Below are 17,948 nucleotides of genomic sequence, written 5' to 3'. Positions count from 1 at the left end.
CTTTACTTCCTCATAGTGAAGGGTTTTTTATTTCTGCGATTTTTGGTTCATTAATCAAAAATCAGGCAGGCATCAGGCATCTGAAATATATTTATTAGATTTGTATAAAACAGAACTACTATGACAAAATCCATAAAGCTTAGACTAAGTACCTTAATCCTCATCTTACTTTTACCCCTTGCCTCATGCAAAAAACAACCGGATAAAGAATTATCCTATGAGGGCATATCATTCAAATATCCTTCATACTGGAAAGTGAAGACAGAGAAGGGTGCAGAGGGAGGAGTCTACATTGATGCTGAAGAAAGATTCAGCAGTGAAACTATATTTTTTGTATCCGTATCTCCTTTTGAAACCGATCATGAAGAAATGCTGGAAAATTATTTTTCGAAACTCTCTCAAGACTTTGACGTTACGAAAGAACCTGTCACATCGGGTAAATTCGGGCAATACCGATCCTCTTCTGTAAAGTATAGAATGTCTAAAAACAGAGAGAAAGCATATGGAATAATTTATGCTTTCGACGCAGAGGAAAGGACAGTTCTAATCATCAAGCAGAGCAACATGGAATACGAATTGAAGCACGAAAAATATAAACTGATGGAAGACAGCTTCAAGGTAGAAGAGCCGATAAAAGACAGTATCGAATAAACAGATAGTTTAGTAAAATAATTGGTACCTTTGCACCCGTTTAAAAAGAGACAAAATGAACAAGACAAAAGGTATCATACTCGCACTCATTTCATCGGGAACATTCGGACTCATTGCATTCTTCTCTATCCCCTTGCTAAAAACGGGGATGCATGCACCATCTATCCTTTTCTACAGATGCCTGATTTCGGTGTTGCTAATAGGAGTAGTATGCCTTATCAGGAAAAGGAATCTCCGGATATCACCTAAAGCTGCCGCACAACTTCTCTGTCTGGGCTTGTTATATACGCTGACAGCTATGGGGCTGCTGTACTCATATAATTATATTTCGAGCGGGGTTGCCACTACCATACACTTCCTCTACCCTGTGGCGGTTTCTTGTATGATGATCATATTCTACAGGGAGAAATTGTCACGGAATCTCTTATTTGCAGCTATCTTATCTCTGGCTGGCGTGGCTATGTTATCCTGGAGTGATTCCGGGTTTATCAATACTACAGGGCTACTGGCTGTATTGATGACAGTTTTCACCTATTCCATATATATCGTATGGCTCAACAGCCCTGAAATAAAGAGGCTGGAACCCGAAACCATTACTTTCTATGTAATGTTATTCGGTGGATTTATCTTTGCTGTTTTTTCCTATTCTACTACAGGCATCGAACTTCTGCCGGATATACCATCCGTTTTCAATCTTATCGGCCTGGCATTATTTGCAACGGTCATATCCAATCTCGCACTTGTTGCCGCTGTAAAGCACGCCGGGTCTACCATCACTTCCATACTGGGATCGTTAGAACCCGTAGTCGCCACAGCTGTAGGGATACTCCATTTTGGCGAACCATTCGGATGGAACGGCCTGCTTGGATTATTGATTATCATAGGCGCGGTATTATTGGTAATTCTTACAGGGAAGAAGAAGTCCGAAGTTCCGGTAAGTTGAGGGCACATCCTGTAAATTTTATATCTATTAGCACCAATTATTGCACATTTTTACTATTTTTGTGCGATAAAGAATTAACGAACAGCTATCACAGATTTTTTAAGTAGCTAATAATCATCAAATAACGATAAAAATGAGTAACAATTTATTAAAAGGTAAAAGAGGAATCGTTTTCGGTGCATTGAACGAAAAATCAATTGCATGGAAAGTGGCCGAAAAAGCCGTGGAACAAGGAGCAACTATTACACTATCGAATACTCCGGTAGCCGTAAGAATGGGTGAAACCAAAGCCCTGTCAGAAAAACTGAATGCAAAAGTTATTGCTGCGGATGCTACCAGTGTAGAAGACCTTGAACAAGTATTCGTACAATCGATGGAAGCTCTTGGCGGTAAAATCGATTTTGTACTCCACTCAATCGGTATGTCGGTGAATCTTCGCAAAGAGAGAGCATATGACAACCTCGATTATGGATTCTTAGATAAGACACTCGACATCTCAGCTATCTCTTTCCATAAGATGATGCAGGTTGCAAAAAAACTGGATGCTATTTCCGAAGGTGGCTCTGTACTTGCGCTTACACATATTGCTGCTCAACGTACATTTACCGGATATAATGATATGGCTGACGCAAAAGCACTACTCGAATCTTTCGGACGCAGCTTCGGTTATGTATACGGCCGTGATAAAAAAGTTCGTGTAAATACAATATCTCAATCACCTACATTGACTACTGCCGGACAGGGAATCGGCGGAATGAACGCATTCTTCGACTTCGCAGAGAAGATGTCCCCACTGGGTAATGCCAGCGCAGAATCTTGTGCCGACTACTGTATCGTTATGTTCTCAGATCTGACGCGTATGGTAACCATGCAAAACCTGTTCCATGACGGAGGATTCTCCAATATGGGGCTTACTCAGGCCATTGTTGAAGATTATATCGAAAAGAAATAAACAAAATAATACCTGATCTGCGGCTCATAAATAGTATTTTATGAGCCGTTATTTATATTAACCTCTATCTTCCCGGAAATATACACAAAGGCTCATCTTTCTCAATCGGATAAAACCAAACCGAGATATACGATTTTTCTATTTATTAAGAACTACTTTTGCCCCGATTTGTTTATAATTATAATATCAGCCAATATGAAAATCCGTTTTTCATTACTTCACATATCCATTGTAATACTTGTTCTAACCCCTATAGGAGCATTTTCACAAATAACAATCGGTTCTACTGAAGCACCGTCGAAAGGAGCATTATTAGACCTAAAAGAAAATCTGAATGGCACCAGCAACAAAGGGTTGATGCTGCCACGTGTGGAACTGGCGGCAAACAACACCTTGAGCATTGCCAGTGGAGTTACGAGTAATTCCGACTATATAGGTACAATTGTATACAATACAAAAAAAATAGAAACCAGTGAAGCCGACCGCCTATGTCCCGGTGTACATGTATGGACAGGTAGCAAATGGCAACCGATGGTCGCATATCCTTTAAATATCATACCTCCATCTTTAGCCGGCCCCGAGGCCGATCTGGTCGATTCCAGAGACGGAGAGACATACCATACGGCACGTTTCCATTCGGTTAAGGCAGGCAGTCCGTATAGCTGTACTCCGGTCGAGGTTGTTATAATCGATGCAGGAATATGGATGACACAGAATTTACGTTATACACAAGGGATAACAAACAGCCCGGCGGATACTTATGTCGCCATGCAATATTATACTCCCAGCAATACAGGTGCAACGGCCGCCCGCATCCGCGAGAATGGCAAATTATATAACTGGGCTGCTGCCTCTTCGCAGAAAGGCAATACCACAAACGGCCAAGGCAACGTTGACAATCCACCTACTTATGCAGCAAACGACGAAAAATATAGCACATCCGGAGCAGCTACCGAAGTCAGGCGCCAGGGTGTATGCCCTTCGGGATGGCATCTGCCCACCGATACAGAATGGTATATACTAACCGAAGCGCTCAAACTCCGCCCCGATCTGTACAGCTCCCAGACTACAGCAACCGACACAAATGTGGGAAATGTAATGAAAAATTCCACAGAAGCAGCAGGGGCATATCTGGGAACCAGCAAGCCTTCCGACCAGGGAGGTTTTGCAGGCTATCTGGTGGGTTTCGCAAATCAAAACAGGGTAACCGGCTATGGCGTAAGCAATCACTGGTGGGCCAGCAGTTCCTACAATGGAGCCAATTCTTGGAAGCGACGGGTAGACAATAGTACCAGTTCTATAGACTGGTCTCCCAGTTCACGAAACAATCACTTCTCGGTCCGCTGCAAGAAAGATTAACCCTCAAAAGAGCAATTATCCTTTACAATCAAAGGGTATTAAGTCTATGTTAATTGTGTAAGTTTTTTCAATTTGTGAAGAAAGATTAAAGATTATTGCTATATCTTTGACAATAATACAATTGATACCTCTATAGAGCTCGATTGTATTACAGCAATAATAATTAATTATTAGGGAAAATACCATTGTCTTAATTTATACTATGCTTGTAAAGTTATACGAAGAAAATCCTAATCAGAAAGAGATAGATAAGATTATTAAAGTTTTGCAAGACGGCGGGCTTATTGTCTATCCTACCGACACAGTATATGCCATTGGCTGCGATGCGCTCAATGTACGGGCGGTAGAGAAAATATGCAGGATGAAAGACATTAATCCAGAGAAGAGTAACCTGTCGATCATATGCTACGACCTGAGCAATATCAGTGAATATGCCAGAGTGGACAACAATACATTCAAGCTGATGAAAAAGAACTTGCCGGGCCCCTTTACGTTTATTCTGAACACGACTTCATCCCTTCCCAAAATATACAAGAACAAAAAGACCGTAGGTATTCGTATTCCCGACAATAATATTATACGCGAACTCGTTCATACTTTAGGCAATCCGATTATGACAACATCCGTTAAAGATGATGATGAAGTGATAGAATACACTACAGATCCTGAACTGATCTATGAAAGATATCAGGACCTGGTCGACATTGTCATCGACGGAGGATATGGTGGTATAGAAGCGTCTACAATCGTGGATTGTACGGGCGATGAACCGGAAATAATGCGGCAGGGCAAAGGTGAATTAATTTTGTAAAAGGATATATAATCCATATATTTGCAAACGTCTATAAAACATGGAGGTTTGCAGGCAATTTATTATAATACGCACTAAATAGCTGATATTTATGAAAGCAAAACTGATATTTTTATTTTCTATCTTATCCTTATTCATGTTCTTTTCTGCATGTGACGATAATGATGATAGCAAACCGACAGATAAGGGGGATGAAACCGACAACGAATATGTAAATAATTGGATACTAGATAGTATGTCGTACTTCTATTTATGGAATGATAAGCTACCAAACGAATCTAATCTAAGTTTCAATTCAGATCCATATGATTTTTTTGATAGTTTATTAGGTTATGAAGCCAGCTTATACGATGGCTATCCATTTTCAAGAATGGAAGGTACGCATATAAATATACCTAAAACAGCTATTGCTGACAATGCTACTACAAGTTCTGATTTAGGATTTGAATATACTGCGGCATGGTATGAAAATCCTCGCGTTGCCATTACAATTCTTTATGTAAAGAAAGGTACACAGGCCGAAGCAATGGGTCTGAAAAGAGGACAGGCGATAATCAAAGTCGATGACAAAAATCTTTACGACCAAAATGAAACCTCACTTGGTGGATTATATTGGGTAGATGCTCTCAAGAGGGGAAAATCTAGTTATACGATTGACATTTACGATCCTGAAACAAAGCAAATAAAAACCAATCAGACTCTATACACCACTCCTAACTATAACGAGAATCCTATTCTACTCGATACCATATATACAATAAATGGGCGCAATGTTGGCTATATTGTATACAATTCTTATGAAGCAGGAGGAGAAACAACATTGCCTTACGATGTAGAATTAGCGAAGATATTTACTCGCTTCGAGCAAGAACGTGTAAAAGATTTAATATTTGATCTTAGATATAATGGTGGAGGATTGGTGCGTAGTGCCAAATTTATCGTCAGTGCTCTGGCTCCGATTACAAGAGGGGCAAAAGATATTTTTGAGGTAAAAACATACAATCCAACGATACAAGCTGAACTGGATAAATTGCCCGATACAAATTTGACAAAAATAAGTTGGATGTATGAATATCTATCAAATAATGTAGAAAATAATAATGGACAAAAACTTGCACCTATTGCAACTTTAGGAAAGCAACTAGATAATATATGCTTCATTGGTACAGGCTATACTGCTTCAGCAAGTGAAATGACAATAAACACATTGAGGCCTTATTACACAGATGCTGGAAAGAATATCTATCTGGTGGGCGAAAACACTGTGGGTAAAGATGTGGGTTCTTGGGCAATATACGAGGATAATAATGAACGGAATACTTATGTATTATGGCCAATTACATTCAAATCGCATAATAAACTTTATCCTAAAGAAGAGTCTTCTAATTATTCTAACGGATTCAAACCTGATGTTGAGGCTGACGAATTCAAAACATTAGCTTCTGGTCTGAAAGGATTGGGAGATAAAGATGAGACATTGCTGAGTGCAGCTATTGCCAAACTAACTGATGGGAATACAAAAATCTACACAAAAAGTAATGCTATAGATATGATGATAAGAGGAAAGTCGTCCCTTGATACAAAAAAGAATAGAAACCTGATGTACACAGACAGAAAAGACATCAAAAGTTTAAATATCAAATAAAGCAATAAAAGCAAAACCAACAATATACTAAATGAAGGTAATGAAATTTGGTGGCACATCCGTAGGTTCCGCCACAAACATAGCAAACGTAAAGAAAATAATAAGCGGGGTTAATGAACCCATAGTCGTAGTAGTTTCAGCTTTCAAAAGTATAACGGACAAATTATTAACGACCTCCCGGTTGGCGGCAGCCGGAGATTATTCATACGAACGGGAATTCAGAGAAATAGTGGAACAACATGTAACGGTTGTCAGCAAACTTGATATATCCGAACCTCAACGCGAGAAACTGGCAGTTGAAGTCAACAAGTTACTGGACGAACTAAGTAATATCTTCAAAGGAGTATTTCTTATCAATGACCTTTCGCCAAAAACATCTGACAAGATAGTCAGTTATGGAGAACGGCTCTCTACATTGATAATCAGCTACTCATTCTCAGACTATGAGGTACTTGATGTAACACAGCTTATCAAGACCGACTCTGCATTCGGGAAACATACACCCGACATGGAGCTGTCAAATAAACTGATACGCAACGCTTTCGAAAATTCATCAAAAAAGGTATTGGTTGCCGGATTTATATCCACCTGTAAAACTACAGGGGAGATTACAAATCTGGGACGGGGAGGATCAGACTATACTGCTGCAATCTTCGCTTCGGCTCTCGATGCCAATATTCTGGAAATATGGTCGGATGTCGACGGCTTTATGTCGGCCGATCCCAAAGTGATAAATAACGCGCATGTAATCGAAAATCTTACTTTTACCGAAGCTACCGAACTTTGTAACTTCGGGGCAAAAGTGATTTATCCGCCTACAATATTCCCTGTATATCATAAGAATATACCTATTCGCATAAAGAACACGTTCAAGCCCGAAGCACCGGGGACATACATCTCGCACGATGGAGAGATCAGGAAAAGCAAGGCCATGATAAAAGGTATTTCTTCCATCTCGGACTCTTGCCTGATCACAGTACAGGGGCTTGGTATGGTAGGTATTATCGGCGTCAATTTCCGTATATTCCGCGCGCTGGCAAAGAATGGCATCAGTGTGTTCCTTGTTTCACAGGCTTCGTCCGAGAACAGTACATCCATAGGCGTCCGTTCGGCAGACGCCGCACTTGCTGTAAGTGTACTTGAAGAAGAATTCGAGAAAGAAATATCATTAGGCAGTATCAACCGTGTATTACTTGAAAGCGAACTCGCCACAGTTGCTATCGTTGGCGAAAATATGAAATATACGCCGGGTATTGCCGGAAAGCTTTTTGAAACACTTGGCAAGAGTGGAATCAGTGTCATTGCCTGTGCACAGGGAGCTTCGGAAGTAAATATTTCATTCGTTATCAAGAATAAGTATCTGCGAAAAGCGTTGAACTCTATTCACGATTCGTTCTTCCTGTCGGAATACAAAGCATTGAACCTTTTCATTGTCGGCATCGGTACAGTGGGAGGAAACCTGATAGAGCAAATCCGCCAGCAACAACCGAAACTGATGGAACAGTATGCACTCAAGTTAAATGTTGTGGGTATAGCCAGAGGACGCAAAGCCCTGTTCTGCCGCGAAGGTATAAACCTTGATAATTACAAAACCGAACTGGACGAAAAAGGTATACCGAGTTCACCCGAAATATTACGCGACGGGATTATAAATATGAACATATTTAATGCCGTATTTGTAGACTGCACAGCCAGTGAGCCTGTATCACAGATATATGGAGACCTGATGTCACAGAACATTTCGGTGGTCACAGCCAATAAGGTAGCGGCATCGTCTGCCTACGACAATTATACAAAGCTGAAGAATACAGCACGCGAACGCAACATAAAATTCCTGTTCGAAACAAATGTGGGCGCCGGGCTTCCCATCATTAATACAATGAACTCCCTGATCAATTCGGGAGACAAAATAGTAAAAATAGAAGCTGTACTTTCGGGTACGCTCAATTTCATATTCAATACCATAAGCAAAGATATTCCTTTCAGCAAAGCCATTTATCTGGCCAAGGAAAGCGGATATTCAGAGCCCGATCCGCGTATCGACCTCAGTGGGATGGATGTTGTCCGCAAACTGGTTATCCTTACACGTGAAGCCGGATATCAGGTAGAACAGGCCGATGTGGAAAAGAACCTGTTTGTCCCGCAAGAGTATTTCAATGGCACCATTGAAGAATTCTGGGCAAATATCCGTCAACTGGACTCCGAATTTGAGGAAAGGCGTAAGAAACTGGAAAGCGAACATAAGCACCTCCGTTTTGTAGCGAAATACGAGAACGGAAAATGTGAAGTAGGCTTACAGGAGGTAGGACAAAACCATCCTTTCTATGATCTCGAAGGTAGTAATAACATCATACAGATAACGACAGAGCGATACAACGAATACCCTATGATAATAAAAGGATACGGCGCAGGCGCAAGCGTCACGGCCGCGGGGGTATTTTCGGATATTATTAGTATTGCAAATGTGAGGTAACCTTCTCGGTCCATGAAAAACAGAATATTAATCTGTTTATAATTTTATTAAATATAGTCTTATGAAAACAATTATAATCCTGGCCGATGGCGCAGCTGATGAGCCTATCGCCGCATTAGGGAATAAAACTCCATTACAAGTGGCCAAGAAGCCATATATAGACATGCTTGCCGCCAAAGGCAAAAGCGGTGAGTTGGATACCATCCCTCCCGGATTTAAACCGGGTAGTGAAATAGCCAACTTGTCGGTACTCGGGTACGATGTGCCTAAGGTTTTTGAAGGCAGAGGTTCACTCGAAGCCGCCAGTATGGGCGTGGATATTCTGCCGGGCGAAATGGCCATGCGCTGCAACCTGATTTGCATCGAAGACGGAAAGATAAAAAACCATTCGGCAGGACATATTTCGAATGAAGAAGCCGCCGAACTTATTCACTTTCTGGATAAGGAACTGAACGACGGAAAAGTGAGCTTCTATCCGGGAGTATCGTATCGCCACCTGCTGAAACTTGAAGGAGGAAATAAAAATCTCGATTGCACGGCCCCGCATGACGTTACAGGAACACCATTCAGGGATGTCCTCATAAAGCCGGAAACACCCGAAGCAAAAGAATCTGCCGATTACCTGAATCAGCTGATCCTGAAATCGCAGGAACTATTAAAAGATCATCCTGTCAACAAGAAACGAATCGCCGAAGGCAAAGACCCTGCAAACAGTATCTGGCCATGGTCTCCGGGTTACCGCCCTCAAATGCAGACTTTGCAGGAATTATTCGGAATAAAAAGCGGATCGGTAATCTCTGCGGTAGACCTTATTATGGGTATCGGCGTATATGCAGGATTGAAACTTATCCATGTAAAAGGTGCTACCGGACTATGGAACACCAACTATGAAGGAAAAGCGCAAGCGGCCGTCGAAGCATTGAAGAACGACGATTTCGTATATCTACACATCGAGGCCAGTGACGAGGCCGGACATGAAGGCGATTATGAGTTAAAAACCCGTACCATCGAATTTCTGGACAGCAGGGTTGTAAAACCAATATATGAAGCGACTAAAGGATGGGACGAGCCGGTTACTATCGCCATCCTGCCCGATCACCCTACCCCATGTGCTATTAAGACACATACAAACAAGCCTATACCCTTCCTTATCTACCGGTCGAACGGAGAGGCAGATGGCGTACAGCTATATGATGAGTTCGAATCACCAAAGGGCGCATACGGGCTAATAAAAGGAAAAGAATTTATGGAAACCTTGTTTAGCGATAAATAAGTAGCGGTCTATAATGCATATATGAAGTCCGGGAAATAAGTTTTCCGGACTTTTTTGTGTCCACTCTGTCCGTTAGTGGACATGATCACAAATTAAGGAATGAACATAAAACAATGCAAATCAGAATATTATATTTTTTGGCATAAAAATTGGATATTCTTTCAGAAAGAACTCTAAACACCAATTAAAATGATAATTATGAAAGCTAAAGCCTTAACGATCTTATTTACAATTCTATTTCTATCAGTCAGCCTCTATTCACAGAAAGAAGGCAAAACAGAAGCAATCTCTTTCTATAAAGGAACAAAAGGCAATGAAGTAAAAATCATATATCAATATGATATAGAAGGCTTATGCACAAAAAGGACCGTATTTATGAAAGATAAAAGACAATATTGGCTTCCGGTTCAGAAACATAACTATAGATATAACGAAAAGAAAAAAGTAACAGACGTTTTATATACAACATGGGATCCTCATTCGAAAGAATGGTCCGGAATTTGTCACTATTGGATTTATTCTTACCACTCATCAGGAAAAGTCCTATCCATAAAAAAAGCAATTTTTGATAGTACAAAAGAAAAACTCATCACACTGAAATAACATAGGTTTGATTTTTTTACACACTCGAGCAAGTATATGACCTGTAATGCAGGAAGTATACTTGCTTCTTTTTTCGCGAAATTAAGCGGAAAGAAAAGGAGTTTATTAAACCAAAAAGCTTTCTGTATAAAATGAGATAAATATTATATCTTTGGCATAGCAAAAAATTAAATATATGAATACAGAAAATATCCGCTCTCTATTGAGCGCTGAAGCTAGTGCCATACTAAATATCCCGGTGAGCGACGCATATACGCAGGCCATAGACCTTATTGTAGAACAAGTGAATAATAAGAAAGGCAAACTGGTAACCAGCGGTATGGGAAAGGCTGGACAGATTGCACAAAACATTGCAACTACATTCAGCTCCACGGGAACACCCTCTGTATTCCTGCATCCGAGTGAGGCACAACATGGCGATCTGGGAATATTGCAAGAAAACGATATAGTCCTGGCTATCTCCAATTCGGGAAAGACACGGGAGATCATCGAACTTATATCTCTTGCAAAAAATCTTATTCCGGGGATAAAGTTTATTGTTATCACCAGCGACCCGGACAGCTTACTGGCACAGAAAGCTGATGTATGCATCCTTACCGGCCGGCCGGAGGAAGTCTGTAATCTGGGACTGACACCGACCACCTCTACCACAGTGATGACCGTAATAGGCGATATACTTGTAGTGGGTACAATGAAAAGGATCAATTTCTCACCCTCCGATTATGCCAAACGCCATCATGGGGGATACCTGGGAGATAAATCGAGAGAGATGAGTAAGTAATAATTGAATAACATCCTTAAATCAATTCAGCCAATAATATCCATTCTTTGCATATTATTGGCTGAAAGAATAATTATAGATGAATAACGAATATATTATCGAATATCCTTATCTTTGCATACCATTACATACCACTACCCGACAAAACAGAATAAATCACATGGTACATTCTTGATACAGAATTGAATGATAGAACAAATAATTATTTTAGAACATATAGACCCTGTTGTCTTTTTCGGGATAAACAACGCCAATATACAATTATTAAAAACCCTTTTTCCAAAGCTGCGTATCGTAGCTCGTGGCAATGCTATAAAAGCAATCGGTAATGCCGAAGATGTTCCTGCCTTTGAAGAAAAGATAAGGGAGCTCGAGAAATATGCGAATGAACGGAACAAACTGACAGAAGAAGATATCATAGACATTGTAAAAGGGAAATCCCCAAACACAATAAAACAGGACAACCTCATTATCTACGGACTGACCGGTAAACCGATTTTCGCACGCACACCAAACCAGCAGAATTTTGTAAACAGTTTTTTCAAAAACGATATGGTATTCGGTATCGGGCCTGCGGGTTCGGGAAAAACATATACAGCCATTGCTTTGGCAGTAAAAGCCCTTAAAAATAAAGAGGTAAAGAAGATAATCCTTAGCCGCCCTGCAGTGGAAGCAGGGGAGAAACTCGGATTTCTTCCGGGAGATATGAAGGATAAGATAGACCCTTATCTGCAACCGTTGTATGATGCACTTGAAGATATGATAGCCCCGGCCAAACTAAAGGAGTATATCGAAAATAAGACGATACAGATAGCTCCTTTGGCCTTTATGCGCGGACGCACACTCAGTGACGCGATCATTATTCTCGATGAGGCGCAGAATACAACCACGCACCAGATAAAGATGTTCCTCACCCGTTTGGGTATGAACGCCAAAATGATTATCACGGGTGACATTACCCAGATAGACCTTCCTCCGTCCCAGCAGTCGGGACTGAAACATGCCTTGCGCATACTGAAAGATGTGAAAGGGATAGGCTATATCGAGTTTAACAAGACCGATATCGTCCGTCACAAACTCGTCCAGAGCATTGTAGATGCATACGAAAGAGAGGATAAAAGGGAGAAGCGGGAAGAGAGAAAAGCAACAACTGTAAAAGGAGAAAGAATTTAGATTTATAGAAAAAGGTGGAAAATATTTTCCACCTTTTTTATTGCTTAAACTCCGAAAAGAAGTAAAAACTATAATTCGTTCCAATTTCATTTATCTATATTGAAAATTGTATATAACGATTAATAAATAATCACTTTATAATAAAAAATATGACAATGAAGAAATGCGGCAAAAGTGTAACTTTTGTTATCTTTTGAAAAGAGATACAAGTAAACGAGATACAAGATACAAGTTGTTCACTGTTTACTGACGAGATGCTTCGCTCTGCTCAGCATGACAAGCTGATTACTAATTTTTTCATTCTTAATTATTAATTGTTTTCTGTGTTACCTTTGTTACCTTTTGCACAAGAAAGACTGTTTGTCAAATACTTAAATATTTACCACTACAGTACTATCAGTTACTCGGAAGGCTGTACTTATTAATTAACATCTTTATTGCTTTTTAAGCAACTTTGGCGTAACTTTGAGCGTACTTTTTTGTTATAAGACTGAACAAATTAGATTTTTAAACAAATGAAGAATACTTTAGTAAGAACAGATTTTAATTTTCCGGGACAGACAAACGTTTATCATGGTAAAGTGAGAGACGTATATTCGATAGGTGACGATCTATTGGTAATGATCGCTACCGACCGTATTTCAGCATTCGATGTTGTATTACCACAGGGCATACCTTACAAGGGTCAAGTCCTGAATCAGATTGCAGCCAAGTTCTTGGATGCTACCGCCGATATTGTCCCTAACTGGAAACTGGATACTCCGGATCCTATGGTAACCGTTGGTCTGAGGTGCGAACAATATAAAGTAGAGATGGTTATCCGCGGATATCTTACAGGTAGTGCATGGCGCGAATACAAAGCCGGAGCAAGGACGCTTTGCGGTGTACCTCTACCGGAAGGGATGAAAGAAAATGAAAAATTCCCTACCCCCATTATTACCCCTACTACAAAAGAAGATGTAGGACATGATGAAAACATTTCGAAAGAGGAGATTATCGCTCAGGGACTGGTGAGCAAAGAAGAATACGAGCAACTGGAGAAATATACTTATGCTTTGTTTCAACGTGGAACTGAAATGGCAGCTCAGAAGAACCTGATACTGGTAGATACAAAATACGAGTTTGGGAAAAAAGACGGCAAGATTTATCTGATCGACGAAATTCACACACCGGATTCGTCTCGTTATTTCTATGCAGATACCTACCAGGAACTATTCGACAAAGGGGAAGAACAACGCCAGCTGTCGAAAGAATTCGTACGCAAATGGTTAATGGATAACGGGTTTCAGGGAAAAGACGGACAGAAAGTACCCGAAATGACCGAAGAATACTGTAATTCTGTATCGGAACGCTACATCGAACTATATGAAAAGATAGTAGGTGAGAAATTCGTAAAGGCAGAAGCTGCTGATGTGGCTGTACGTCTCGAAAAAAATATAAACGAATATCTAAAACAAAGAGGTTAAGAGAAATGCCGAATCTCTATATCATATCAGGCTGTAACGGCGCGGGAAAAACAACCGCGTCGTATGCCATGTTTCCCGAAATGCTCGACTGTAAGGAGTTTATCAATGCCGATGAAATAGCCAAAGGTCTTTCTCCTTTCCAGCCGGAGACCGTAGCTATCGATGCCGGCCGCCTTATGATTATGCGCATGAACGAGATGCTGCGCATGCAGGAGGATTTTGCAATAGAGACAACACTGGCTACCAAATCTTATGCCAACTTTATACGCAGGGCACAAAAGGAGGGTTATTTTGTTACCCTTATCTACTTCTGGCTCGAATCGCCCGAACTGGCGATCAAACGTGTCGAACAACGTGTGCGGTTTGGAGGGCATCATGTCGACGATGATGTGGTTGTAAGACGCTATTATGCCGGCATGAGAAACCTTTTCTCCATGTTTATCCCTATTGCCGATTATTGGCTTCTGGTAGATAATTCCACAGACCCCTTCCAAATGATTGCAGAGGGAAACAGGACTAAAATCATCGATATTCACGATGAGGATATATTCTATTATCTCAAGAACATATAAATACAACAACGCTTAACGGAAATGACCTACGACGCCGAAAAAATAGTACCCTATTCCAGTTCCGAAAACAAAGGAGCCCAAGTAGAGCGCATGTTCGATTCTATTGCTGAAAATTACGATACGTTGAACCGTACTATGTCGATGGGAATCGATATCAGCTGGCGTAAGAAGGGACTTTCCATGCTAAAAAAGCTGAATCCTCAAACAATTCTCGATATTGCCACCGGTACAGGAGATCTGGCTATCCAAGCCTATGATATCCTGAAACCGCAGTCTATACTGGGCATAGATATATCGGAAGGAATGATGGAAGTAGGCCGAAAAAAAGTAGCTAAAGCGGGATTATCAGATAAGATCAGCTTCGCTAAAGAAGATTGTATGGCCCTGTCTCTTCCCGATAATTCTTTTGATGCCGCCATGGTCGCTTTCGGCGTCCGCAATTTTGAGGATCTCGACAAGGGACTCAAAGAAATATTACGTGTACTCAAACCGGGAGGACAACTGATGATACTGGAACTGACTGTTCCTGCACATTTCCCTATGAAACAGGGTTACTGGCTATACACCAACTTGTTTATACCCACAATAGGCCGGATCATATCCAAAGATAAAACGGCATACTCTTACCTCCCAAAATCAATACAGGCCTTTATACAAGGCAAAGACATGACCAACACACTCCTAAAGAACGGGTTCAGTGAGGCATTTTATAAAACTTACACAATGGGTACATGTTCCATGTATCTGGCTACCAAATGAGTAACATTTACAGTTAATTTTTTTATATCTTTTCTCAACAAATTTATCTATACTGAAAAAGAGTATGGAGAACATCAAAAAATTCATTTTTTAAGTTATAATTGTTTAATTTAAGAATAATGTGATATATTTGCCATCAGAAAGAGCGCATGACAAAATTAACGCTTCTAATAACACACGGAGATTTTTAAATTAAAAAACTACATACTAAACCTATTTTAAACAAACAATTAAAACTATGACTAAAAAATTATTTTTAGCAACAACATTAGTTGCTGTTTTGTGTGCGATATCACTTCCCGCAAATGCACAATTTGGAAAAGCCCTGAAAAAAGCGAGTAAGTCTGTAACAAAAGCTGTAGGCGATGTTGCCGGAGATATGGCTTCTGATATAGTAGCCAACAAAGCTTCGGTAAAGATAGTAGAGTTTATGGACAACAATAATACTATCGCCGGAGAGGACTCTGACTATTACAAAAGACTGGCAGGCCTGGTAGCTACAGACTATATTTCTGTAGACGGACTAAGCCTTAACTATAAAGTGTATGAAAATCCTGAAGTAAACATTCTGGCTACAGCTGATGGTAGCATCCGTATTTATACAGGTATGATGGATATGCTATCTGACGAAGAACTTCTGGCCGTTATTTCTACTCAGATTGGCCATATCGCAAACAAGGATGTTCGTGACTCACTATTAAAAGTCGCATCTGAAGATAATGCGACTAAAGCAGGTTCTGCACAGTTGGAAAAACTACTTTCATTCTCAGGAGACAAAATGGGTACAGTAATCAACGAACTCATACAGGTTCCTTATAACGATGAGCAAAATAAGAAGGCAGATGAGTATGCATATAATTTGTTGACAAAGAACAATGTATCAGCTGATGCTTTAGTTTCTGCATTAACTAAATTTGCTGAAATGGAATCTGCAGACCAAGCTGCAGCCGATGATGATACAGCCGAACTAAGCGCTGCCTCTAAGTTTATCGGTGTTAATTCTAACAATTCACTGCGCGCGTCTCTTATCTCTTCTAAATAAGACCCACTGATCAAATAGATTATACAAGCCTGCAAAGTATGACTTTGCAGGCTTGCTTTTCCTCGGATAGAACAGTCATAATCCTTCTTTACCATTTAAGAAAGCCTGTTCACCCGTTTTGCCCGATACATAATTTTCATATCACGTATATTTGCTTTAGGTATAACGATAACTAACTTAATACGAAAGCATATGAAAAAGCGACTTTACATTCTATTATTTATACTTCCTGTAAGTATATTCATCTACTGTACTTGCGTAGCCTTCATCAAAAAACCGGGACGTCATATCACATCCGAATTACCGGCAAGTAATCTGCAAGAGAAAACAGACCGGATAGCCAAACCCAAAATACAGGTAGTATTCCTTCTCGATGCCACCGGTAGCATGGGAGGACTGATAGGTACGGCAAAAGAGAAGATATGGTCTATAACAAGTAGTCTTTCACAAACCGATCCTGCCCCGGAAATAGAAGTAGGTATGCTCTTTTACCGCGACAGGGGAGACGATTTTATAACCAAAATTATTCCCTTGGGGACAAACATGGACAATCTGTATGAACAACTCATGGCAATGAATGCCAGTGGCGGCGGAGATGGACCCGAAAGTGTAAATCAGGCACTATACGAAGGAGTGAATAAAATGGAATGGGACAATCTGCCCAATACTTACCGGGCTATATTTCTTGTAGGCGATTATCCTCCACATATGGACTATAAAGACGACGTCCATTATCCTGAAACCTGCTCGGAAGCTATAAAGAAAGGGATTGTAATCAATACCATACTAATGGGGAATGAGCCAACTGCTGCCCGCATATGGAAAGAGATAGCCGATAAGACAAAAGGGGAATATATCCAAACCGACATGAGTGTGAACAATATTGCTGTAAGAACCCCCTACGACGACAGGATAAATAAACTGCAATACGAATTGGACAACACACGCCAATACTATGGCAGTTCATCAGAACTGACAGAAGTGAAGCAACTGCAAAGCGCAAAGGTTAATGCTGGCGATGCAGCGATCAATGCAAGACGGGCCGAATATAACCTTTCGGCTGCCAACAAGGATACTTATTATGGAGCTGAAGAACTGATAAATGAAGTGATGAATGGTAAGAAGATATCCAATATACCTGAAAAAGATCTACCTGACAATATGCAAAAAATGTCAGCAGAAGAACGTCAGAAATATGTGGATGAACTGATAGAAAAGCGTAAAAAACTGGAACAGGAAATAAAAAACCTGAGCAAACAGCGCCAACAGCATATAGATGAAGAACTATCGAAGATGGATAAGGAAAAGGTTGAAGGCTCATTTGATGATGTTATCTACAGGGCTGTAAAAACACAAGCAGCTAAAAAAAGTATCCAACTGGAAGGAAAAGCTAAACGATAGTGTATATACAACAAAACCCGGCTTGTAATATCACAGGCCGGGTT

The 17,948-nt window shown here is 40.4% G+C and carries 15 protein-coding genes and 1 pseudogene; all 16 read left to right on the top strand.

The features are described from left to right. Positions 1-120: 120 nt before the first annotated feature. The 16 genes and pseudogenes from QZL88_RS11100 (at position 121) to QZL88_RS11025 (ending at position 17,904) form a co-directional block, all read left to right on the top strand. On the top strand, positions 121-651 hold the full coding sequence (locus QZL88_RS11100) for a hypothetical protein (RefSeq protein WP_296941165.1): 531 nt from the start codon (positions 121-123) through the stop codon (positions 649-651). A gap of 55 nt (positions 652-706) precedes the next feature. Next, the gene (locus QZL88_RS11095; protein WP_296941163.1) at positions 707-1,594 is read left to right on the top strand and encodes a DMT family transporter; all 888 of its coding nucleotides are present in this window, start codon (positions 707-709) and stop codon (positions 1,592-1,594) included. 133 nt (positions 1,595-1,727) lie between these two features. After that, positions 1,728-2,510 (top strand): annotated as a pseudogene (locus QZL88_RS11090) (SDR family oxidoreductase); the annotation flags it as partial. Positions 2,511-2,741: 231 nt separating this feature from the next. Continuing rightward, positions 2,742-3,905, top strand: a complete 1,164-nt coding sequence (locus QZL88_RS11085) for an FISUMP domain-containing protein (RefSeq protein WP_296941160.1) — start codon at positions 2,742-2,744, stop codon at positions 3,903-3,905. Between the two features lie 202 nt (positions 3,906-4,107). Then, entirely contained in the window at positions 4,108-4,716 is a 609-nt protein-coding gene (locus QZL88_RS11080; RefSeq protein ID WP_296941157.1) for an L-threonylcarbamoyladenylate synthase, read from the top strand. Between the two features lie 91 nt (positions 4,717-4,807). Continuing rightward, positions 4,808-6,361, top strand: coding sequence for a S41 family peptidase (locus tag QZL88_RS11075; RefSeq protein ID WP_296941155.1), 1,554 nt, complete (start codon positions 4,808-4,810; stop codon positions 6,359-6,361). A 31-nt stretch (positions 6,362-6,392) separates the two neighbouring features. Next, positions 6,393-8,834, top strand: a complete 2,442-nt coding sequence (gene thrA / locus QZL88_RS11070; RefSeq protein ID WP_296941154.1) for a bifunctional aspartate kinase/homoserine dehydrogenase I — start codon at positions 6,393-6,395, stop codon at positions 8,832-8,834. A 61-nt stretch (positions 8,835-8,895) separates the two neighbouring features. Further along, positions 8,896-10,107: a cofactor-independent phosphoglycerate mutase gene (locus QZL88_RS11065; protein WP_296941152.1), complete on the top strand. Its 1,212-nt coding sequence runs from the start codon at positions 8,896-8,898 to the stop codon at positions 10,105-10,107. 189 nt (positions 10,108-10,296) lie between these two features. Beyond that, the gene (locus QZL88_RS11060; RefSeq protein ID WP_296941150.1) at positions 10,297-10,710 is read left to right on the top strand and encodes a hypothetical protein; all 414 of its coding nucleotides are present in this window, start codon (positions 10,297-10,299) and stop codon (positions 10,708-10,710) included. 175 nt (positions 10,711-10,885) lie between these two features. Continuing rightward, the gene (locus QZL88_RS11055) at positions 10,886-11,491 is read left to right on the top strand and encodes an SIS domain-containing protein (RefSeq protein WP_296941148.1); all 606 of its coding nucleotides are present in this window, start codon (positions 10,886-10,888) and stop codon (positions 11,489-11,491) included. 186 nt (positions 11,492-11,677) lie between these two features. After that, positions 11,678-12,664 carry a PhoH family protein gene (locus tag QZL88_RS11050; protein ID WP_296941145.1) on the top strand — a complete coding sequence of 329 codons (987 nt, stop codon included), beginning with the start codon at positions 11,678-11,680 and terminating at the stop codon, positions 12,662-12,664. Positions 12,665-13,179: 515 nt separating this feature from the next. Further along, entirely contained in the window at positions 13,180-14,130 is a 951-nt protein-coding gene (locus tag QZL88_RS11045; RefSeq protein WP_296941144.1) for a phosphoribosylaminoimidazolesuccinocarboxamide synthase, read from the top strand. Between the two features lie 5 nt (positions 14,131-14,135). After that, positions 14,136-14,702 (top strand): zeta toxin family protein, encoded by a 567-nt coding sequence (locus tag QZL88_RS11040; RefSeq protein WP_006800797.1) that lies wholly within the window; start codon positions 14,136-14,138, stop codon positions 14,700-14,702. 21 nt (positions 14,703-14,723) lie between these two features. Continuing rightward, positions 14,724-15,461, top strand: coding sequence for a bifunctional demethylmenaquinone methyltransferase/2-methoxy-6-polyprenyl-1,4-benzoquinol methylase UbiE (gene ubiE / locus QZL88_RS11035; protein ID WP_296941141.1), 738 nt, complete (start codon positions 14,724-14,726; stop codon positions 15,459-15,461). A gap of 238 nt (positions 15,462-15,699) precedes the next feature. Beyond that, entirely contained in the window at positions 15,700-16,503 is an 804-nt protein-coding gene (locus QZL88_RS11030) for a M48 family metalloprotease (protein ID WP_296941139.1), read from the top strand. A 192-nt stretch (positions 16,504-16,695) separates the two neighbouring features. Beyond that, complete coding sequence (locus QZL88_RS11025; RefSeq protein ID WP_296941137.1) at positions 16,696-17,904, top strand: vWA domain-containing protein; 1,209 nt, start codon at positions 16,696-16,698, stop codon at positions 17,902-17,904. The last annotated feature ends 44 nt before the right edge of the window (positions 17,905-17,948 follow it).

It is taken from the genome of uncultured Dysgonomonas sp. (genome assembly GCF_900079725.1).
Lineage (GTDB): Bacteria > Bacteroidota > Bacteroidia > Bacteroidales > Dysgonomonadaceae > Dysgonomonas.
Note: the sequence above shows the minus strand (reverse complement) of the source record. Positions and strands in the feature narration are given on the sequence as shown.

Excerpts from the sequence above, each read along its gene's own strand:
- QZL88_RS11040 (WP_006800797.1), top strand. The coding sequence starts at position 14,136 with ATGCCGAATCTCTATATCATATCAGGCTGTAACGGCGCGGGAAAAACA.
- QZL88_RS11080 (WP_296941157.1), top strand. The coding sequence starts at position 4,108 with ATGCTTGTAAAGTTATACGAAGAAAATCCTAATCAGAAAGAGATAGAT.
- QZL88_RS11060 (WP_296941150.1), top strand. The coding sequence starts at position 10,297 with ATGATAATTATGAAAGCTAAAGCCTTAACGATCTTATTTACAATTCTA.
- QZL88_RS11025 (WP_296941137.1), top strand. The coding sequence starts at position 16,696 with ATGAAAAAGCGACTTTACATTCTATTATTTATACTTCCTGTAAGTATA.
- ubiE (WP_296941141.1), top strand. The coding sequence starts at position 14,724 with ATGACCTACGACGCCGAAAAAATAGTACCCTATTCCAGTTCCGAAAAC.
- QZL88_RS11085 (WP_296941160.1), top strand. The coding sequence starts at position 2,742 with ATGAAAATCCGTTTTTCATTACTTCACATATCCATTGTAATACTTGTT.
- QZL88_RS11050 (WP_296941145.1), top strand. The coding sequence starts at position 11,678 with ATGATAGAACAAATAATTATTTTAGAACATATAGACCCTGTTGTCTTT.
- QZL88_RS11030 (WP_296941139.1), top strand. The coding sequence starts at position 15,700 with ATGACTAAAAAATTATTTTTAGCAACAACATTAGTTGCTGTTTTGTGT.
- QZL88_RS11055 (WP_296941148.1), top strand. The coding sequence starts at position 10,886 with ATGAATACAGAAAATATCCGCTCTCTATTGAGCGCTGAAGCTAGTGCC.
- QZL88_RS11045 (WP_296941144.1), top strand. The coding sequence starts at position 13,180 with ATGAAGAATACTTTAGTAAGAACAGATTTTAATTTTCCGGGACAGACA.
- thrA (WP_296941154.1), top strand. The coding sequence starts at position 6,393 with ATGAAGGTAATGAAATTTGGTGGCACATCCGTAGGTTCCGCCACAAAC.
- QZL88_RS11095 (WP_296941163.1), top strand. The coding sequence starts at position 707 with ATGAACAAGACAAAAGGTATCATACTCGCACTCATTTCATCGGGAACA.
- QZL88_RS11065 (WP_296941152.1), top strand. The coding sequence starts at position 8,896 with ATGAAAACAATTATAATCCTGGCCGATGGCGCAGCTGATGAGCCTATC.
- QZL88_RS11075 (WP_296941155.1), top strand. The coding sequence starts at position 4,808 with ATGAAAGCAAAACTGATATTTTTATTTTCTATCTTATCCTTATTCATG.
- QZL88_RS11100 (WP_296941165.1), top strand. The coding sequence starts at position 121 with ATGACAAAATCCATAAAGCTTAGACTAAGTACCTTAATCCTCATCTTA.